At 64.3% G+C, this 18,155-nt stretch carries 21 protein-coding genes and 1 tRNA gene; 8 read left to right on the forward strand and 14 right to left on the reverse strand.

Going from position 1 to position 18,155, the window contains the following annotated elements; genetic code table 11:
• Positions 1-60: 60 nt before the first annotated feature.
• Positions 61-1,089: a D-xylose ABC transporter substrate-binding protein gene (xylF, locus tag BM171_RS10400; RefSeq protein ID WP_093011589.1), complete on the reverse strand. Its 1,029-nt coding sequence runs from the start codon at positions 1,087-1,089 to the stop codon at positions 61-63.
• Positions 1,090-1,349: 260 nt separating this feature from the next.
• On the opposite strand from xylF, the gene BM171_RS10405 reads away from it, so the two are divergent.
• Both BM171_RS10405 and BM171_RS10410 read left to right on the forward strand, forming a co-directional pair.
• Positions 1,350-2,573: an ROK family transcriptional regulator gene (locus BM171_RS10405; RefSeq protein ID WP_093011818.1), complete on the forward strand. Its 1,224-nt coding sequence runs from the start codon at positions 1,350-1,352 to the stop codon at positions 2,571-2,573.
• Positions 2,570-4,039: an FG-GAP repeat domain-containing protein gene (locus BM171_RS10410; protein WP_093011592.1), complete on the forward strand. Its 1,470-nt coding sequence runs from the start codon at positions 2,570-2,572 to the stop codon at positions 4,037-4,039. The genes BM171_RS10405 and BM171_RS10410 overlap by 4 nt, the downstream gene beginning before the upstream one ends.
• Here the strand turns inward: BM171_RS10410 and BM171_RS10415 are convergent.
• On the reverse strand, positions 4,029-5,339 hold the full coding sequence (locus tag BM171_RS10415) for a cytochrome-c peroxidase (RefSeq protein WP_093011595.1): 1,311 nt from the start codon (positions 5,337-5,339) through the stop codon (positions 4,029-4,031). The two genes, BM171_RS10410 and BM171_RS10415, sit on opposite strands and share 11 nt — an antisense overlap.
• Before the next feature lie 60 nt (positions 5,340-5,399).
• On the reverse strand, positions 5,400-6,401 hold the full coding sequence (locus tag BM171_RS10420; RefSeq protein ID WP_093011598.1) for a polyprenyl synthetase family protein: 1,002 nt from the start codon (positions 6,399-6,401) through the stop codon (positions 5,400-5,402).
• Between the two features lie 51 nt (positions 6,402-6,452).
• On the opposite strand from BM171_RS10420, the gene BM171_RS10425 reads away from it, so the two are divergent.
• The 3 genes from BM171_RS10425 (at position 6,453) to BM171_RS10435 (ending at position 7,730) form a co-directional block, all read left to right on the forward strand.
• Positions 6,453-6,668 carry a putative signal transducing protein gene (locus tag BM171_RS10425; protein ID WP_093011601.1) on the forward strand — a complete coding sequence of 72 codons (216 nt, stop codon included), beginning with the start codon at positions 6,453-6,455 and terminating at the stop codon, positions 6,666-6,668.
• The gene (locus BM171_RS10430; RefSeq protein WP_093011604.1) at positions 6,658-7,446 is read left to right on the forward strand and encodes a tRNA1(Val) (adenine(37)-N6)-methyltransferase; all 789 of its coding nucleotides are present in this window, start codon (positions 6,658-6,660) and stop codon (positions 7,444-7,446) included. The genes BM171_RS10425 and BM171_RS10430 overlap by 11 nt, the downstream gene beginning before the upstream one ends.
• 107 nt (positions 7,447-7,553) lie before the next feature.
• Complete coding sequence (locus BM171_RS10435; protein WP_093011607.1) at positions 7,554-7,730, forward strand: YdcH family protein; 177 nt, start codon at positions 7,554-7,556, stop codon at positions 7,728-7,730.
• 66 nt (positions 7,731-7,796) lie between these two features.
• Here BM171_RS10435 and BM171_RS10440 read toward each other — a convergent pair whose 3' ends face one another.
• The 6 genes from BM171_RS10440 to BM171_RS10465 form a co-directional block, all read right to left on the reverse strand.
• Positions 7,797-8,399 (reverse strand): alpha/beta hydrolase, encoded by a 603-nt coding sequence (locus BM171_RS10440; protein ID WP_093011610.1) that lies wholly within the window; start codon positions 8,397-8,399, stop codon positions 7,797-7,799.
• Complete coding sequence (locus BM171_RS10445) at positions 8,392-9,324, reverse strand: VOC family protein (protein ID WP_093011613.1); 933 nt, start codon at positions 9,322-9,324, stop codon at positions 8,392-8,394. Before BM171_RS10445 ends, BM171_RS10440 begins: the two co-directional genes overlap by 8 nt.
• 151 nt (positions 9,325-9,475) lie before the next feature.
• Positions 9,476-10,198, reverse strand: coding sequence for an acetoacetyl-CoA reductase (gene phbB / locus BM171_RS10450; RefSeq protein ID WP_093011616.1), 723 nt, complete (start codon positions 10,196-10,198; stop codon positions 9,476-9,478).
• 80 nt (positions 10,199-10,278) lie between these two features.
• Complete coding sequence (locus BM171_RS10455) at positions 10,279-11,109, reverse strand: patatin-like phospholipase family protein (RefSeq protein ID WP_245760232.1); 831 nt, start codon at positions 11,107-11,109, stop codon at positions 10,279-10,281.
• A 51-nt stretch (positions 11,110-11,160) separates the two neighbouring features.
• Positions 11,161-12,336: an acetyl-CoA C-acetyltransferase gene (locus tag BM171_RS10460; RefSeq protein WP_093011622.1), complete on the reverse strand. Its 1,176-nt coding sequence runs from the start codon at positions 12,334-12,336 to the stop codon at positions 11,161-11,163.
• A gap of 135 nt (positions 12,337-12,471) precedes the next feature.
• The gene (locus BM171_RS10465) at positions 12,472-13,296 is read right to left on the reverse strand and encodes an EAL domain-containing protein (protein ID WP_245760233.1); all 825 of its coding nucleotides are present in this window, start codon (positions 13,294-13,296) and stop codon (positions 12,472-12,474) included.
• A 290-nt stretch (positions 13,297-13,586) separates the two neighbouring features.
• Between BM171_RS10465 and rpsD the strand changes: the two genes are divergently transcribed.
• Both rpsD and BM171_RS19345 read left to right on the forward strand, forming a co-directional pair.
• Positions 13,587-14,207, forward strand: a complete 621-nt coding sequence (gene rpsD / locus BM171_RS10470; protein ID WP_093011625.1) for a 30S ribosomal protein S4 — start codon at positions 13,587-13,589, stop codon at positions 14,205-14,207.
• A 154-nt stretch (positions 14,208-14,361) separates the two neighbouring features.
• Positions 14,362-14,490: a hypothetical protein gene (locus BM171_RS19345; RefSeq protein WP_256371896.1), complete on the forward strand. Its 129-nt coding sequence runs from the start codon at positions 14,362-14,364 to the stop codon at positions 14,488-14,490.
• Positions 14,491-14,559: 69 nt separating this feature from the next.
• Here BM171_RS19345 and BM171_RS10475 read toward each other — a convergent pair whose 3' ends face one another.
• Both BM171_RS10475 and BM171_RS10480 read right to left on the reverse strand, forming a co-directional pair.
• Positions 14,560-14,772 (reverse strand): DUF1127 domain-containing protein, encoded by a 213-nt coding sequence (locus tag BM171_RS10475; RefSeq protein WP_093011628.1) that lies wholly within the window; start codon positions 14,770-14,772, stop codon positions 14,560-14,562.
• A gap of 276 nt (positions 14,773-15,048) precedes the next feature.
• The gene (locus BM171_RS10480) at positions 15,049-16,074 is read right to left on the reverse strand and encodes a LacI family DNA-binding transcriptional regulator (RefSeq protein ID WP_245760234.1); all 1,026 of its coding nucleotides are present in this window, start codon (positions 16,072-16,074) and stop codon (positions 15,049-15,051) included.
• A 116-nt stretch (positions 16,075-16,190) separates the two neighbouring features.
• On the opposite strand from BM171_RS10480, the gene BM171_RS10485 reads away from it, so the two are divergent.
• A tRNA-Arg gene (locus BM171_RS10485) sits at positions 16,191-16,267 on the forward strand.
• A 22-nt stretch (positions 16,268-16,289) separates the two neighbouring features.
• On the opposite strand, the gene BM171_RS10490 is transcribed toward BM171_RS10485, so the two are convergent.
• The 3 genes from BM171_RS10490 to BM171_RS10500 form a co-directional block, all read right to left on the reverse strand.
• Complete coding sequence (locus BM171_RS10490) at positions 16,290-17,054, reverse strand: class I SAM-dependent methyltransferase (RefSeq protein ID WP_093011634.1); 765 nt, start codon at positions 17,052-17,054, stop codon at positions 16,290-16,292.
• A gap of 94 nt (positions 17,055-17,148) precedes the next feature.
• A complete protein-coding gene (locus BM171_RS10495) occupies positions 17,149-17,853 on the reverse strand; it encodes a helix-turn-helix domain-containing protein (protein WP_093011637.1) in 705 nt (234 codons plus the stop codon).
• Complete coding sequence (locus BM171_RS10500; RefSeq protein ID WP_093011639.1) at positions 17,825-18,112, reverse strand: hypothetical protein; 288 nt, start codon at positions 18,110-18,112, stop codon at positions 17,825-17,827. The genes BM171_RS10495 and BM171_RS10500 overlap by 29 nt, the downstream gene beginning before the upstream one ends.
• Positions 18,113-18,155 lie beyond the last annotated feature (43 nt).

Consider the following 18,155-nt stretch of genomic DNA (forward strand, 5'->3'; position numbering starts at 1 on the left):
GGCTTGAAGTGAAAGTCCCGCGGCGGCTGTCCGCCGCGGGACGTGTTCAGATCGTCAGGATCAGTTGCAGGGCGCGGGGCCGTTCTCGACGCCCTGGCAGAGCGCTTCCTGCTCGATCCAGCCGGCATCGACGACAACGGAGAGGTTGTCCGCCGTGACCGGGACCGGCTCGAGGAACTCGGCCCAGAGCGTCGTGCCCGCGGGCGACGTCCACTCTTCGGCGCCTTCGATCTCGGACATCTCGGTGCCGCCAGCGAGCGACAGGGCGATCTCGCCCGCGCGGTTTCCGAGGTCGCGGGCGTCTTTCCAGACGGACACGGTCTGCGTGCCTTGCGCGATGCGGTTCAGCGCGGCGTGGTCGCCGTCCTGGCCGGAGACCGGGATACCCTCCATGCCCTGAGCGGTGAGCGCTGCGACAGCGCCGCCGGCGGTGCCGTCATTGGAGGCGACGACCGCATCGACGTTGTTGTCCTGCGCGGTCAGGATCTGCTCCATGTTACGCTGCGCGTTCGCGGGGAGCCACTGATCGGTATAGGCCTCGCCGACGATGGTGATGTCACCCGCGTCGATGGCTTCCTGCAGGACTTCCTGCTGACCGCCGCGCAGGAAATCCGCGTTGGGGTCGGTGGGCGAACCCTTGATCATCACGTAATTGCCGGTGGGCGCTTCTTCGAGCACGGCACGGGCCTGCATCCGGCCGACTTCGACGTTGTCGAAGGTCAGGTAGAAGGCGCGGTCGTCCTCGATCAGACGGTCATAGCCGACGACCGGAATGCCTTCCGCGAAGGCTGCGTCGATGGCGGGGCCGATGGCCTGTGAATCCTGCGCGAGAATGATGAGCGCGTCGACGCCCTGCGCGATCAGGCTCTCGACATCCGAGAGCTGCTTGGCGGACGAGGATTGCGCGTCGGTCGAGACATATTCTGCGCCAGCCTCGTCGAGTGCGGACCGGATCGCCGCCTCATCGGTCTTCCAGCGCTCTTCCTGGAAATTCGACCAGCTCACGCCCACGGTCAGGTTGTCCTGGGCGATGGCTGCCGAACTGAAGCCGACCGTCGCGACGACGGCGGCAAGCAATGCCTTATGCATGTCTTCCTCCCTATGCGTGTCGCCCGCCTCTCCAGGACGGACGCCGAGTCTTGTGACCCTGACCAAGGAAGATGCGTTTATTATCTTCACGTGTCAAAATAAAATTGACAGGATATACGTGAAAATGTCGAAATCGGCGGCGGGGAGAGACAGTCTTGCGCTGGAATGAGGAAAGTATGGCCGACGAGCAGACCGCTTATATTCGAGATGTAAAGAAATTCGGTGCGCCATCAGCGCTTGATGCGGGTGGCGATTCGCTTATGGCCGAGGGGTGCGGCCCGCTCCTGCGCGGTGACAATGGCGAGGCGAAACCGCTGCGGCAACAGGTATTCGAGCATGTGCGTGCGCGAGGGCGGGCCACCCGCGCCGAGACCGCCCGCGATGTCGGGATCAGTGCCGGCTCGGTCACGCAGATCTCGGCGGATCTGATCGCGCGCGGACTGCTCGAAGAGGTCGAGGAAACGGATCGTGCCGCCGTTCGGGGCCGCCCACCCATCGCGCTCAGTGTCGTCGGGTCTTCGGGCTGCGTTCTCGGTGTGAAGCTCTCGGACCAGATCCACTCCGCGATGATCTCGGACTTCGCGGGGGCGGAGCTTGGCGCGCTCACGTCCGAGGCGCGCGCCGGTCGGCGCCCGATGGCGGAGCGGGTCGACGAGGTCGCCGCGCTGGTCGAGAGGACACTGACACAGGTCGGACTTGATCTATCCGCGCTTTCGGCCCTGGCGGTAGGATTGCCGGGGCTTGTCGATCACGATCGCGGCCACGTGCTCTGGTCGCCCCTGATGCGCGAGACCGACATCGATCTCAAAGCAGCGCTCGAGGCGCGGCTCGGTCTTCCGGTCCATCTCGACAACGACGTCAACATGCTCGGCCTCGCCGAGCTCTGGTTCGGCGCGGGCCGCGCGAAAAGCGACTTCGCCGTCGTCACGATCGAGCAGGGCGTCGGCATGGGCATGGTCCTCGGCAACCGGCCGTTCCGCGGCTCGCGCGGGATGGGCCTCGAACTTGGTCACACGAAGGTGCAGCTCGACGGCGCGCTCTGCCGCTGCGGCAAGCGCGGCTGTCTCGAAGCCTATGTCGCCGATTACGCGCTCGCCCGCGAGGCCGCGATCGCGCTCGACCACGGACCGGAGACCATTGCCGCGCCGCACCGCGCCATCGAGGCGCTGTTCCAGGAGGCGCGCGCCGGCAACCGGGCCGCCCGCACGATCTTCTCCCGCGCCGGGCGCTACCTCTCGCTCGGCCTGTCGAACGTCGTGCAGCTCTTCGATCCCGAACTCATCATTCTATCGGGCGCGCGCATGCGCTACGATTACCTCTATGCCGACGAGGTGCTGGCCGAAGTCGCCGCGCTCTCGCTCAACGAGGGGCGCACGCCCGCGCGCATCGAGATCCACGCCTGGGGCGACCTTGTCTGGGCGCGCGGCGCGACGGCGCTGGCCCTCTCGGCAGAGACGGACCGCATTCTCGGAGGCGCGGCATGAGGACCATCCTGGCCGTGGCGCTGATCGCCAGCCCTGCATTCGGCGAGCCGCGATTCGAGCGGATCGACACTCCGCTCGATGACCATGTCTATTCCGGCGGATGGGAGCATTTCGTGGGCGGCGGCGTCGCGGTCTTCGATTGCAACGACGACCGTTTGCCCGAACTCTTCGCCGCCGGTGGCGAGACCCCCGCGGCGCTGTTTCTGAACGAAGGGGGCATGCAATTCGCAAAGGGCGACCTGCCGGAACTGACGGGAGTGACCGGAGCCTATCCGCTGCATCTCGATGATGACGCGGAGATCGACCTCTACGTGATGCGCGTCGGCCCCGACTTGGCCCTTCTGGGCGATGGGGATTGCGCGTTTCGCGACGGCACCGAAGAGATCGGCCTGCCACAGACGGATCAGTGGACAACGGCCTTCACCGCATGGTTCGAACCCGGCGAGGACCGGCCGACGCTGGCAGTGGGTCACTATGTCGACCGCAGCGATCCGGACGGCCCGTTCGAGGTCTGCGACGCCAACGCGATCCTGCGGCCTGGCCCAAACGGTTACGAGGCCGAGGAATTGACGCCGGGCTTCTGCCCCTTGTCGATGCTCGCCGCGAAGGATTGGCGCCGCGAGCCCACGCTGCGTATCTCCAATGACCGGCATTATTACGTGCGCGGCGGGGCCGAGCAGATGTGGGATATTGGCGAGCGGCGCTTTCTGACCGAAGCGGATGGCTGGGATGGCCCGCAGCTCTGGGGCATGGGCATCGCCGCGCGCGATCTGACCGGGGACGGGCGCGCGGAAGTCATGCTCACCTCGATGGGCGACCAGCTTTTGCAGATCGCGGGTCGGGATGGCTACAAGGCCGCCCCGTTCGAGATCGGCACCTACGCGCAGCGGCCCTTCACCGGCGGCGATGGCCGACCCTCGACCGGCTGGCACGCGGAGTTCGGCGATGTGAACAACGACCGGCTCGACGATCTCTTCATCGCGAAGGGCAATGTCGACCAGATGCCCGGCATGGCGATGGACGATCCCAACAACCTGCTGATGCAGGAAGAGGACGGCACGTTCGTTGAGCATGGCGAGAGCGCTGGCATTGCGACGCTGGACCGTGCGCGGGGTGCGGCGCTCAGCGATCTCGATTTCGACGGCCGGCTTGATCTCGTCGTGGTCAATCGGCGTGCCGGGATGGAGCTATACCGCAACGTGACCGAGGAGACCGGGAACTGGATCGCCATAGATCTCGTGCAGCCCGGTCCAAATCCCGGCGCCGTCGGTGCCGAGGTTCGGGTGAACGGCCGCTTGCAGGAAGTCACGGTTGGCGGCGGCCATGCCGGCGGCGATGCCGGGCCTCTGCATTGGGGCCTTGGGGATGCCGGCTCGGCACGGGTCGAAATCACTTGGCCCGACGGCACGCAGGCCGGCCCGCTGCGGCTCAGGCTGAACGGGCTCCACCGCCTCGTCAGGGAGTAGGCACGGGCAGGCCGCTCGGGACCGATCCCGGAATACCGAGACGACCTTCGCGCGCCGCAGGATCGGTCAGGGCCTCGAGGAAGGCGACCAGCGCTGCGATCTCGCCCTCGCCGAGAGGGGCGGGCGCGCGATGAACCGCGGCTGCAATCGCGGCGCGCTCGTCGCTGTCCGAGAGAATCCGCCAATCCTCCGTCTGAAGCGCGGGCAGCACCGCACTTGTCTCGTAGCTTTCCAGCTTTGCGCGCGGGTCGACATGATGACGAAGATACGCGGCAAGCTCGTCATAAGCGCCCGCGTGACCGTAAGGCGACGTCAGCGCGACATTGCGAAGGGAGGGCGTGCGAAACGCGTAGGCGTCGGCCGGATCGCCGGTCACGCGCATGCGTCCCTCATCGCGCGCGTGGCTTTCGAAAGCGGCGGCCTTGCCCGGGCCGAGCTGCACATCCCCCATCGCGTGGAACCCGTGATCGGTCTGGAATTTGCCCGAATGACACTCCGCGCAGCCTGCCTCGCCGTAAAACAATTCCATGCCGCGCTCCGCTTCGGTGCTCAGGGCATCCTCGCCGCGCAGGTAGGCGTCGAACGGGCTCTGATCCGAGCGCCATTCGAATTCGATGAAGGCGGCGATCGCGTCCGAGATACGGGTGAAGGTGATGTCCTCGGGTGTCTCGATATCCGCATAGACCGCCGGGAAGCTTTGCGCGTAGCCCTCAACCCCCGCGACACGCCGGGCGATGAGATCCCAGGCCCCGCCTTCGCCGGTCAGGCGACCTTGGCGCACGGCGGTCGAGATCTCGTTTTCCTGGTGATGCCCGGCCATTTCATCGGCCGACAGGACAGGAAACATGGTCTGCGCGGAGAGGAGCGAGGCGAAATCCTCAACCATGTCCTGCCCAAGCGGGGTGCGGATGGAGCCATCCTCGCGGATCTCGACGCGGCCATCGTGGAACATCACCCGGAACTCGTGAGCCCCGAGGTTCCACAGCGCCTGGGCGTTGCGGGGAATACGCTGCTCCGGCATGTTGTCAGGGTTGGGCGTGCGCTTCGGCCCCATCCCGATGCCGCCATCGCCGAGCCCGAGCGAGAGCCCGTCACCGGTTCCGAACTCCGGATGGTGGCAGGACGCGCAGGCCACTTCACGGTTGCCCGACAGGATCGGATCGTAAAAGAGCTGCTGGCCGAGCCAAGCCTCGGAGATCCTGACCGGGCGGTAGTCGTCGTCTGTGACGGGCGCAGGCAGATCGGCCGCGACAAGCGCGGTCGGGATCAGAAGCGGGGCGAGGATCGTGGAGCGGCGCATGAGAAACCAGTCAATCGCTTTGCCCTCAGCGTGGCTGAGCCTTGCCCCTCTGGCAAGGCCCTAGCTGATCCGCGCGACCACGTAATCCGCCAGATCGATCAGCATCTCGCGCAGATCGCTTCGCGGAAGTTTGGACATCGCGTCCTTTGCCTTCGCCGACCAGCCGAGCGCATCGTCTCGCGTCGCCTCGAGCGCGCCGTGCCGGTCGAGCAGCATCAGCGCATGATCGAGATCGCCGTCTTCCTGCTTGCCCTTCTCGATGACGCGAGACCAGAAGGCACGCTCTTCGGCGTCTGCCTGAGCGACGGCCTTTATGACCGGCAGCGTCAGTTTGCGCTCGCGGAAATCGTCGCCGACATTCTTGCCGGTGGCCTTCGTATCGCCTTGGTAGTCAAGCAGATCATCGACGATCTGGAAGGCGATGCCGAGCGCGTCACCGTAGTCGAAAAGCGCCTCAACCTGCGCCTCGTCGACGCCCGCGATCACGCCGCCGACCTCGGTCGCCGCCGAGAAGAGCGCGGCGGTCTTGCCGCGCACGACCTTGAGGTAGATGGACTCGTCTGTCCGAAGATCCTGCGCGGCGGAAAGTTGCAGCACCTCACCTTCGGCGATCGTCGCAGCGGCGTTCGACAGGATGTCGAGCACGCGCAGATTGCCTGTCTCGACCATGAGCTGGAAGGAGCGGGCGAAAAGGTAGTCGCCCACCAGAACGCTCGACTTGTTGTCCCAGAGAAGGTTTGCGGTCGGCCGCCCGCGCCGCTGGGCGCTCTCGTCCACGACGTCGTCATGCAAGAGCGTCGCGGTGTGAATGAACTCCACCGTCGCGGCGAGATGCACGTGGTAGGGACCGGGATACCCGCACATCTTCGCCGCGGCGAGCGTCAGCATCGGGCGCAGACGTTTGCCGCCCGCTTCAACAAGATGCGCGGTGACTTCGGGGATGCGCGGCGCATGTTCAGAGGCCATCCGCGTGCGGATGAGCGTGTTGACCTCGCCCATCTCTGACTCGAGAGCGGCGGCGAGGCGGTCATGCGGTTTCTGCGCGGGGTGATCCAGGCTCATGGGGTCTCCGGGCTCTCGACACTCGAAATAGCAGAAGGTTAACTCGCGCCCATGGAAGAATTGCTGCGCACGAATGACATCACGCTGATCCCCCTGGCTCGAGCCATACTCGACGACGAGGGTATAGAGAGCTTCGAGTTGGACGTAAACATGAGCGTCCTCGAAGGCTCCATCGGCATTTTGCCGCGCCGCCTTATGGTGCGCTCGAGCGACCTGGCGCGTGCGAGGACGGCACTTTGGGAAAACGGGGTCAAGCTTGACGGCTGACGGGCTCGGCTTCGCCGAGGCGGAGCTGAGCCATGACGCGTTTCTTGGCGGACGGATCACGCTTTATCAGCCGAAATCGGGATACCGCGCGGGGATCGACCCGATTCTCCTGGCCGCCTCCGTGCCCGCGCGCCGAGGCGAGCGGGTGCTGGACCTTGGGTGCGGGGCGGGGCCGGCACTTCTGGCGCTGGGCGCGCGTGTGCCTGGCCTGTCGCTGACCGGGCTGGAGCGACAGGCGGCCTATGCCGACCTTGCGGTGCGAAACGCTGCGGCGACGGGCATCGCCGCGCGGATCTTCGCGGCGGATTTGCGGGAGATGCCGGCCGAGCTCCGGGCCGAGAGTTTCGATCATATCATTGCCAACCCGCCCTATTTTCAAGCGGCTGACCGGACCGCCGCGCGGGATGCGGGCCGGGAGGCCGGACGCGGCGAGGAGGCCCCGCTTGCAGATTGGGTACGCGCGGGATCGAAGCGCCTCGCGCCAGCCGGGCGTCTTACGATGATCGTCCGGGCCGAGCGCCTGCCGGAGCTTTTGGACGCGATGCAGGGCTTGCTTGGCAGCCTCGAAGTGCAACCTCTCGCGCCGCGATCAGGCCGCGCGGCGCGGCTCGTGCTCGTGCGAGGCCGCAAGGGCGGACGCGCGGAGTTTCGCCTTCACGCGCCGATCGTCCTCCATGAAGGCTCGCGTCACGTCCGAGATGGAGAAGACTATGCCCCGCGCATACGTGCGGTGCTCCGCGAGGCGGCTGCGCTCCATTTCGGGGCATCCGATCAATAAAATTACAATCGGCGGTGTTTTGCTTTGCGGATTTTGCGCCTGCAGCGTGACTTCCTATGTCTCTTATGCTCCACTTCGGAGTCTCACATCAGTCTAGGAGGTCTACCATGAGCCTGAGTTCGCACCTGTCGGAGCTGAAGAAAAAGCATGCGATCCTGTCGGACAAGGTGGAGGCGGCCCAGCGCTCTCCCGGGACGGACGGTCTTCGCGTGGCTGAGCTCAAGAAGCAGAAGCTGCGGCTCAAGGAGGAAATCTCGCGTCTGTCCGCGCATCCCATGCACTGACGCGGCGCGATGATCCTTTTCGGCACCGCGCGATCCGCGGTGCCGGACAGTTGAGGACTTGTTCAGTCAGGACAGAAATTCGGACAGAGCCTCGATCTCGGAATGCGCGATCTCGTGACCGCCGGGATGCCAACGTGCGGTGACATCCGCGCCTTGGTCTCCAAAGTAATCAACGAGTGCCTGTGTCTTCGGTTCGGGACAGATCGGATCGCGCTCGCCCGCGCTGATCAGGATGCGCCGGCCCGAGAGACCCGGCTGCGAGGCAGGGGCCCACGGAATCAGCGGGTGCAAAAGCGCCAAATCGGTAAAGATCTCGGGCGCTTCGAGCGCAACCGCCGCGACGATATTCGCGCCGTTGGAGTACCCGAGCGCTATAACGCTGCGCGCCCCCAGCCGAGAGACGTGAGCCTTCAGAAATCCCGTCATCGCGGCGCGTCTCTGCGCCAGATCTTCCATGTCGTAGACGCCTTCGCCCGTTCGACGGAAGTAGCGCAGGGCGCCATGTTCCGAGACATCGCCGCGCGGCGAGATGACATGCGCTCCCGGCACGAGGTCCGAGGCGAAACGGTGGAATTGCTGCTCGGTCCCGCCGGTGCCGTGAAAAGTGAAGACGAGGGGCGCACCGGGTGCGCCCTCCGTTTCTGCGAAGGTATAGGCCGCCTCAGTCATGGATCGGCTCCAGATACCGGCTTTCGAGCGCGGCGCGCAGGTGCTCATGCTGGCTTGGCAATTTCAGCGCTTCGCCGAGATGCGCGGTATCCTCGTCTCGGTCGAAGCCGGGCTCGTTGGTCGCCACTTCGAAGAGCACGCCGCCGGGCGTGCGGAAGTAGATCGCCCAGAAATAATCCCGGTCGATCACCGGCGTGACCTGATATCCCGTGTCGGAAAGCGCCCGGCGCACTTCGAGTTGCGTCTCGCGGTCCTCGACGGCGAATGCGACGTGGTGGACCGAACCAGCCCCCTGATCGGCATGTGGCGCGGCGATCTTGGTAAGGTCGATCGTGTTGGCGTCGTTGCCGCCCGGAATGGCAAAGCGCGTGACTTCCCCCTGCGCGTCCACCTTCTCATAGCCCATGAAGGTCAAAAGCTCCGCCGTCGCAGCGGTGTCGGTGAGCCGCATATCAGTTGAGTGGAAGCCGCGGATGGCCACATCCGCCGGCACGCCGTGACCCGTCCAGGGCGTGCGGCTGTCGCTGTCGACCTCAGCGAGCGCGAAGCCGTCGCCGTCGGGCCCCGCGAAGCGCAGCCTTTCTTGGCCGAAGCGGCTGTCACGGGTGAGGTTGGGAGTGCCAGCGGCAGACAGCCTTTCTTCCCAATAGCCAAGGGCGCCTTTCGGCACGGAAAACACGGTTGTTCCGACCTCTCCGGTACCGGCGCGGCCGCGGCGGGCGTTAGGGAAAGGGAAATAGGTCATGACCGTACCGGGCGTGCCGATCTCGTCACCGTAATAGAGGTGATAAACCTCGGGCGCGTCGAAATTCACCGTCTTCTTGATCCGGCGAAGGCCGAGCGTCTTGGTGAAGAAATCGTTGTTCGTCTGGGCGCCCGATGCCAGCGAGGTGACATGGTGCAGGCCTTGGATGTCCTTGATCATGGGATGTCCCTCCATCTCTGTTCGCGGCAAAGATAGGCGCGCAGATCTGCGCGTAAATGCGAGTTTACGCGCGACGTCTGTGCGAAAAAGCAAGAGCCCCGACCGAGGGGACGGGGCTCTTTCGCCCTTGCGGGCGGCATTGCAGCGGAGATCAGACGAAGAACTGAGCGCCGTTGGCGGAGATCGTCGAGCCGTTGATGAATTGCGAGTCGTCCGAGGCGAGGAAGGTCACGCAGCGCGCGATCTCCTCGGGCTCGCCGAGGCGGCCTGCGGGGATCTGGCCGATGATCGCTTCGCGGACCTTCTCGGGGACGGCCATGACCATTTCTGTCGCGATGTAGCCGGGGCAGATCGCGTTGGCGGTGATGCCCTTGCCCGCGCCTTCCTGCGCCAGCGACTTGACGATGCCGAGATCGCCCGCCTTGGTCGCGGCGTAATTGACCTGCGCGAACTGGCCTTTCTGACCGTTGATCGAGGAGATGACGATGATCCGGCCGAAGCCGCGCTCGCGCATGCCCGGCCAGAGCGGGTGGACCGTGTTGAAGACGCCGGTAAGGTTGGTGTCGATGACCTCCTGCCATTGCTGGGGCGTCATCTTGTGGAAGGGCGCATCGCGGGTGATGCCGGCATTGGCGACGACGACCTCGATCGGGCCGAGATCGGCCTCGACCTGGGCGAGGCCCTCCTTGGAGCTCTCGTAGTCGGCAACGTTCCACTTGTAGGTCTTGATGCCGGTCTCGTCGGTGAAGGCCTTGGCCTTCTCGTCATTGCCGGCATAGGTCGCCGCAACTTCGTAACCTTCGGCTTTCAGCGCTTTCGAAATTGCCGCGCCGATGCCCCGGCTACCGCCAGTGACCAATGCTACACGTCCCATATGTCTTCCTCCTCGCTTGGTAATAGTGTTGCTATCGCGCGCCCCTCACGCGCAACATTATTTCATGTGTCGAGAGACCATCAATCCAGCTTGCCGTCAAGCCACCGCCGCGCATCGGCCTCGCCCTGCTCCCAGGTCAATCGCAGTTTCTGTGGATCGGTGAAGTCGATCTTGTCGGCGGGTGTCGCCTCGCTCGGTGCGATATAAGTCAGACGATCCTCGTCTCGCAGGTTCCGGTAGCGCCGGGTCAGAAGGATCGTCGTGTCGCCTTCGTCGGGATCGGGCATCGGGGCCTGGTCGGCCATGCCGCCGTCGATCACCGGCTTGTCGTCCCATTGTGGCGGCTTGAACACCGGGGGGATCGTCGCCGCTGCGCAGACGAGATGCACGAGCTTGCCCTCGCGTGCGGCCTTGTTCGCATCGACGAGCGAATAGGTCAGACCCATCTTCTCGGCCCAGCCGAAATGCGGGCTCGACTTGATGTAGAGCTCGGCCTGATAGGCCATCGCCATCGCTGCGCCCGTCGTGGCCGGCGCCTTCGAAGCGGGCGGATGGGCGATCAGGATCTGCAGCTGCGGACCGTCGGCAATGCGCCGCTCCGCCTCCGCATCGATGGCGTTCTCGACCACCTTGCAGTAGATTTCCTGATGCGGGGTCAGCCCGCCTTCCTTCTCGTCGAAGAGCGAGTCGGCATTGTGGTTGCGGTGCTGTTCCTCGAAGGCGGCGCACATCTCGTCATAGAGATCGTGTTCGCGGCCCGAGAGGAACCCCACCGCCGAGAGCGCGCCGCCCGACACGCCGGTGACCCGCTTGGGCGCGATCTCGTGCTCCTTGCAGACGACCTCGAGAAAGCCGCCCTGCCAGAAGCAGCGCAGACCGCCTCCGGAGAAGACGAGTTGCGTGGGGGGCATGAACGCGTGCGCCATGAAAAAAGGCGGGGAGTTTGACCCCCGCCCGCTCTTTCAGTCGCGCTCGACGCAGAGGGCGACGCCCATGCCGCCGCCGATGCAGAGTGTCGCGAGTCCCTTCTTGGCGTCGCGGCGCTTCATCTCGAAGAGAAGCGTATTCAGAACGCGCGCGCCCGAAGCGCCGATCGGGTGGCCGATGGCGATTGCGCCTCCGTTGACGTTCACGATCTCGGGGTCCCAGCCCATGTCCTTGTTGACCGCGCAGGCCTGTGCCGCGAAGGCCTCGTTCGCTTCGACGAGATCGAGATCTTCCGGTTTCCAGCCTGCCTTCTCGAGCGCCTTGCGCGACGCGTAGATCGGACCGACGCCCATGATCGACGGATCGAGGCCCGCGGTCGCGTAAGACGCGATGCGCGCCAGCGGCTCGATGCCGCGCTTTTCAGCATTCTCGGCGGTCATCAGAAGCGCGCCGGCAGCACCGTCATTGAGACCCGAGGCGTTGCCCGCGGTGACGCTGCCATCTTTCGTGAAGGCGGGGCGCAGCTTCTGCATGTTGTCGATGGTCGCGCCGAGGCGGATGTACTCGTCCTTGTCCACCACGATATCGCCCTTGCGGGTCTTGACCGTGAAGGGGATCACCTCGTCGTCGAAGCGGCCAGCCTTTTGCGCGGCTTCGGCCTTGTTCTGGGAGGCGAGGGCGAATTCGTCCTGCTGCTCGCGGCTGATCTGCCACTTCTCGGCGACATTCTCGGCAGTCTGGCCCATGTGGTAGCCGTTGAACGCGTCCCAAAGTCCGTCGCGGATCATCGTGTCGATATACTTGACGTCGCCCATCTTGTGGCCGGCGCGCAGATGCGCCGCATGGGGGCTGAGAGACATGCTTTCCTGACCGCCGGCGCAGATGATCTCCGCATCACCGAGCATGATGTGCTGCGCGCCGAGCGCAACGGCGCGAAGACCCGAGCCGCAGACCTGGTTGATGCCCCAGGCCGCGCTTCCTTCAGGAAGGCCAGCGTTAATGTGCGCCTGTCTTGCTGGGTTCTGGCCTTGGGCCGCCGTGAGAACCTGGCCGAGGATCGTCTCCGAGACTTCGGACTTGTCGATGCCCGCACGCTCCACCAGCGCCTCCAGAACGGCGGCGCCCAGATCGTGGGCCGGAGTGGCGGCGAAACTGCCGTTGAAGCTGCCGACGGCTGTCCGTGCGGCGGATGCGATCACGATATTGGTCATGGCCCATTCTCCTCTCGTGCATGGGTCGCTCGGGCCCGCACCAGAGGCGCACGGGCCGTGCGCGTTGCCCAACTCGTATCGGATGCATCCGGGCTCGGCAACAGACCTGCACCACGTGCCAAGGGACTGTTAGCGTCAGTCACGGCTGTTTTTCCATGCTGTCGCGCGCCAGGGCGGCTCGAGCGTGGGCGCGGCGAAGAAATACCCCTGCAGGCAATCGATCCCGGCATCGCGGGCGAAAAGAGCGTCTTCAAGCGTTTCGATGCCTTCCGCGACGGTGAACAGATCGATCTCCCGTGCCATGGCGAGGATCGCGCGCAGAAGCGATTGCCGGTCAGGATCGGCGCCGACGCCCCTGATGACGGTCCCGTGGACCTTTATGATGTCGAACGGAAACCGCGTCAGCATGCCCAGATCGCTGGGCCCCTGGCCGAAATTGTCGAGTGTGAAGGAAATGCCGGTCCTCGCGTATCGGTTCATGAAATCCCAAACGAGTTCGGGGATGCGCTGTACCGAGGCATCGCGCAGCTCGAGGATCAACCGCTCTGCTATCGTTGGGTCGTCACCGAGGCCCTGCTCGAGAATACGCGCGTATTTTCTGTAGCCGACGGACCGCGCCGATAGGTTGAGAGCGAGGCGGACGCCCGGATTGCGCGCCAGGATGCCGAGCCCCTCGCTCAGCACTACGCAATCGAGGGCACGGCCTGCCTCCTCCTCTTCTATGACGCGGATGAAATCGGCGGCGGGCAGGCTGCGGCCATGAGGATCCTGCACGCGGGCAAGCGCCTCGTGATAGGCGATGCGGTCCTGCGCGGCCGCCTGCACGACCGGCTGGAAGGCGAGCTTGACACGCCGGTGCCGGATCGCGTCCCGCGCCAGCGCAGGGGCGTCGCGCACCCGCGCCTGAACGGCGACGTCGAGCGCGTTTCGCGGCTGGTCGATATCAGTGAGCCGGGACATGCGGCGGACTCCGAAGACTGCGGTGTCGCGCCAGATTTCACGCAACATCTTACCGCGGCCCTAACGATACAGCGCGCCACGGCAGGAAAAGCCCGCTCAATGCGATTGAATTCGTTGGGGCACGGCATGTGTTGACTCACGGCCAAAGGCCGATATAACCGCGCCTTCATTGGTGTTGGTGGCCCCCGCAAGGGGATGCCTGTCAGGGTGCAAAGCACCCAGAGGACAACGCCCTTCACAGATGCCGGGCCGACCACCCGTCTGGCATCGCATCAGAAGGAGATCAGACGGTGACCAAACGCACCTCTGCCAAGTACAAGCTCGACCGCCGGATGGGCGAAAACATCTGGGGTCGTCCGAAATCCCCGGTCAATCGCCGTGAATACGGCCCCGGCCAGCACGGCCAGCGCCGCAAGGGCAAGATGTCCGACTTCGGCCTTCAGCTTCGCGCCAAGCAGAAGCTCAAAGGCCATTACGGCGATCTGACAGAGAAGCAGTTCCGCCGCATCTTCGCCGAAGCCGAGCGTCAGCGCGGCGATACCGGCGAGATCCTCATCGGCCTTCTGGAGCGCCGCCTCGACGCGGTCGTCTACCGCGCGAAGTTCGTGGCGACCGTCTTTGCCGCGCGCCAGTTCGTGAACCACGGCCACGTCCTCGTGAACGGCCGCAAGGTGAACGTGCCGTCCTACCGCGTGAAGGAAGGTGACGTGATCGAGGTTCGCGAGAAGTCCAAGCAGCTCGCATCCGTGATCGAAGCCTCCCAGCTGCCCGAGCGCGACGTGCCCGATTACATCGAGGTCGACCACTCCAAGATGACGGCGACCTATCTGCGTCAGCCGGGCCTTTCGGACGTGCCGTTTGCCGTTCAGATGGAACCGAACCTCGTCATCGAATTCTACGCGCAGAACTGATTTTTCCGTTCTGCCTCAGCGCATTCGAAAGCCGCGTCCCGAGGGGCGCGGCTTTTTTGCATTACTCCCGAACGAATTTTTTTCCTCAATCAATTTCCGGAACACAAATCTGCAAATTCGGGTTTCTTGTTCATCCAATCGCAGGGAGCCAGTTATGACACCGTTTCTCGTTTTTTGCCTGATGGCGATTACCGTGGTCGCGTCCTTCGCGACCTGGGGTGCGATCTTGTCGATCGTGGACCGCAAGGCGCGTCTGGCAGAGATCCAGGACATCCGCACCTGATCCCGCCCGGCATCAAAAAAACCGCTCCGGACTCCGGAGCGGTTTTTTTCATGTCGATCCGACGCGATTTCAGGCGAACATGATGTCCCGGAAAACGTGCCGGGCGATATCTTCGCGGCGCAGACCGCGCTCGGCGAGCTGTTCATCGGACATGGCGTGCAGGGCCTGTGCCTGTTGCACGCGCCTGTTGTTCTCTCCGATCCAGATCATTCCATCGAGGATGCGAGCGAAGATGTTCTTGGATTTGCCCGTGCGGTGGGCGTGGATGTCGGCGAATGCCATTTTGGATCTCCGTGCGGTTATCTACGGTTCGATCCTCCCTTGGCTTGAGAGATACGCCCGGCCTCTTGAGGCTTCCAGCGCCAGAATGGAAACCCCGCATCCCTCTGGATGCATGGCTCGCGTCGCATGAAAGTGGGGGGCAGCAGATGCCGCCCCCCGATAATCGAAACACAGAGAATGAATAGCCGGGTAGGTCGTTCGGAAGTCACGATGCACGTCGGAGCGACCAGGAAACATGGGTTGGTTACAGCGAGTCGGTGACAGCTGCGTGACGATTCAGCGTTTCTTGAGCGTATCGCCCGGTTTGACGCGGGGCGTCAGTTCCACGATCCGGTCGATCTGGGCGTCAGGGGTCTCGACAAGGGTCGCGACGATCTTCGCCGCGGCGCGTCCGATCTCGGCGCGGCCGGCATCCATGGTCGCCAGCCGGCGGGGAAGGCCATCCAGAAGCTCGACGCCGTTGAACCCGGCCAGCCCGATCTCGCCCGGAATGTCGACGCCCTTCTCGAGCAGGTAGAGCATCCCGCCAGCGCCGATCATGTCATTGGAATAATAAAGAAAGTCGAGCTCGGGCGTGCGCGCCAGCATGGCTTCGGTCAACTCGCGCCCTTTGGCGAGAGAGGAGCCGCCGGAATAGAACTCGCGGTCGATGATCTCGACCCCGGCCTTCGCCAGTGTCTCGGTGAACCCTTCGAACCGTTTCCGCGCCCGGTGATCCAGCGGCATCTTCGTGCCCATGAAGCCGATATTCGTGTAGCCGGCCTTCAGAATCGCCTGCGCCATCTCGCGTCCCGCGCGGCGGTGCGAAATCCCGACCATCGCGTCAATCGGCGTGCCATCGGTGTCCATGATCTCGACGACGGGAATGCCGGAGGCCGCAAGCATCGCACGCGAGGCGTCGGAATGTTCGAGTCCGGCGATAATGACCGAAGAGGGCCGCCAGGACAGCATCTCGTAGAGGACGCGCTCTTCCTTCTCGGGCAGGTAATCCGTGACGCCGACGACCGGTTGAAGCTCCGTATCCTCGAGAACCGCGCTGATCCCCGACATGACCTCCGGAAAGACCATGTTGCGAAGGCTCGGGATGATGACGGCGACGAGGTTGACGCGCTGGCTGGCGAGGGCACCGGCGATCTTGTTGGGCACGTATCCCAGCGATTTCGCGGCCTCGAGAACCTTCTCGCGGGTCGCCACACTCACGTCGCCCCGATTGCGAAGGACGCGCGAGACCGTCATTTCGGAGACGCCGGACGCTTCTGAGACGTCGCGCAGGGTCAAGGGTCGCGGGGGTGTCGGCGCCAAGGGCATGTCCTCATTCTGCCGTGTTGCGAGAAGGTTAGCCCAAAGCCCGTGCCGGTCACAAGCGGGCTCGTCGACGGGTGACAGCCGCGCGCGGGACGGCTACAAGGCTGGCAAGCGGCCCCGTGGCTCAACTGGATAGAGCAGCCCCCTCCTAAGGGGCAGGTTGCAGGTTCGAATCCTGCCGGGGTCGCCATTCGCCGCCTTGCCCGTCCGCGTCAGCGTGGTGTCGCGCCGGGCGCTCCCGTGGCAGTATCCTTCCTGCAGATATAGGCGATGTCATTCCACATACCGAAATAGGCCATGTCTTGAGCGCTCAGGAGATCTGCAACGGTCAGGGGCTCAACGTGAAAACCCGCATAGGTGATCCGTTGGGCGATGTCGGTGCCGTAGCGTCGAACGTGATCGAACTGGCCGAAGCGGCGCTTTCTTTCCTCGGGGTCTGCAAGCGACGTATCCTCGACTGTTGCCGTGGCATCCTGATCGACGGGAACTTGCAGAACGAGCCGCCCGTCCGGTCGCAGGATCCGATAGAGTTCAGCGAACCCTGCCGCGTCATCGGCCACATGTTCCATGACATGCGAGCAGAGGATCAGATCGAAGCTGTCGCTCGGTGCGTCGATGGCCGTGATATCCCAGTGTCTGTCGACGCCCGGCGCGGAATAATCGGCGGTGGTCAGGTGGACCGAAACCTTCTGCGCGAGCCACTTCTGCACACCCCAATCCGGGGCGAAAAACAGCACCTCGGTGGCCGGTCCCGGATCGCGGGCCAGAAACCGGTCGAGCCAAAGAACGAGCAGCTTGTGACGCGTCGCGGAACCGCAATAGAGGCAGGGTTCCTTGCGCGCGTGACCGGCCCATCTCTTGGTGCATACCGGGCAATGGAAATGGTCGCCGCGATAGGCAACGGCGCGATATTCCCGCCGCACGATCCGCACAGCGTCCGAAATCAAGGGAATGTACCTGTAGGGCGACGCCCGCATGGCCTGACCGTCATCGTCTGCGCCGATACGTGACGCTAGATCATCGCGAGACGCCCATCAATGGCGGCTGTGGCTCGATCCGAACCGCGATAGATCAGATCACTTCAATTACGTCCTTGTCGACGGCGAGCATGTAGCCGCGTTTCGCGATGGTTTTGACCAAGAGCTCCGAGACGATCTGGTTGCCGAGCCCGTCTCTCAGGCGCTTGACGCGCGTTGCACCGGCCGCCTCGTCGCAATCGCTTGCGTCGCGCCCCGAGATCATCGCCTCGATCTGCGTGCCGGTCAGCATCTCCTCGTCGAGACGTGCTTCGGCGAGGATGGCCAGCGTCTCCATCATCGCCTCTGTGAGGTGAAAGCCCATCGTGTTGAGGTAGACGGTGTTCTCGCTTCGGCTGATGATAAGCGAGCGCACCTCGATCCCCGACCGTTCGATTGCCGCCATGCGCCGGTTGAGTCCGACCAGCATCACCAGGAAGATCAGCGCAGCCAGCAGCAAGGCCGTGGCGAAGACGAGAAGAACGAAGATCGTCAGGCGGTAGCTTTCAAGCGTCTCGGCAAAGGCCGTGCCCGATTGCGCGAGGATCTCGAGCAGCTTCACTTCGGCCTGTGCCGTCAGGTCGTCATTCTCGATGAAGAGCCGCTCGACGCGATCGTTGAAGGCCCCGGCCTCCGGCAGGGTGACGAACAGCCAGATCCCGGCCAGCACAAGAAGCGCGACGATGGCCGCGATTCCGAACGTTACGACACGGGTGCCCGACCGGCGCGCGTCAGTAACGGAGAAAGTTCTGTCCGGCACTGTCTCTCCTTTCCTCAAGCCCGTCTTCACCGAAAACCGAGACGATATTCAGCAGCGACCAGCCCGCGCTTTCAAGACGCGGTGCCAGTTCGCTCGCGGCGCCGTCCCGTGAACAGGAGGCGTCCGGGATCTCGGCCACGCCGTAATGCAGCCGAAGAGGATTGTCGCGCTTTGCCTTGTAATCGGCATAGCAGGCGGCCTCGGCGCCCATCGGGGCGAGGACCAGCATCAGGGTGAGAAGACAGGCATGAGCTTTCATGTCGGGCACTGTGGCGGGCACCTTCACGTCATTCAATATCCAA

The sequence above is a fragment of the Roseivivax halotolerans genome (genome assembly GCF_900115815.1).
Classification (GTDB): domain Bacteria; phylum Pseudomonadota; class Alphaproteobacteria; order Rhodobacterales; family Rhodobacteraceae; genus Roseivivax; species Roseivivax halotolerans.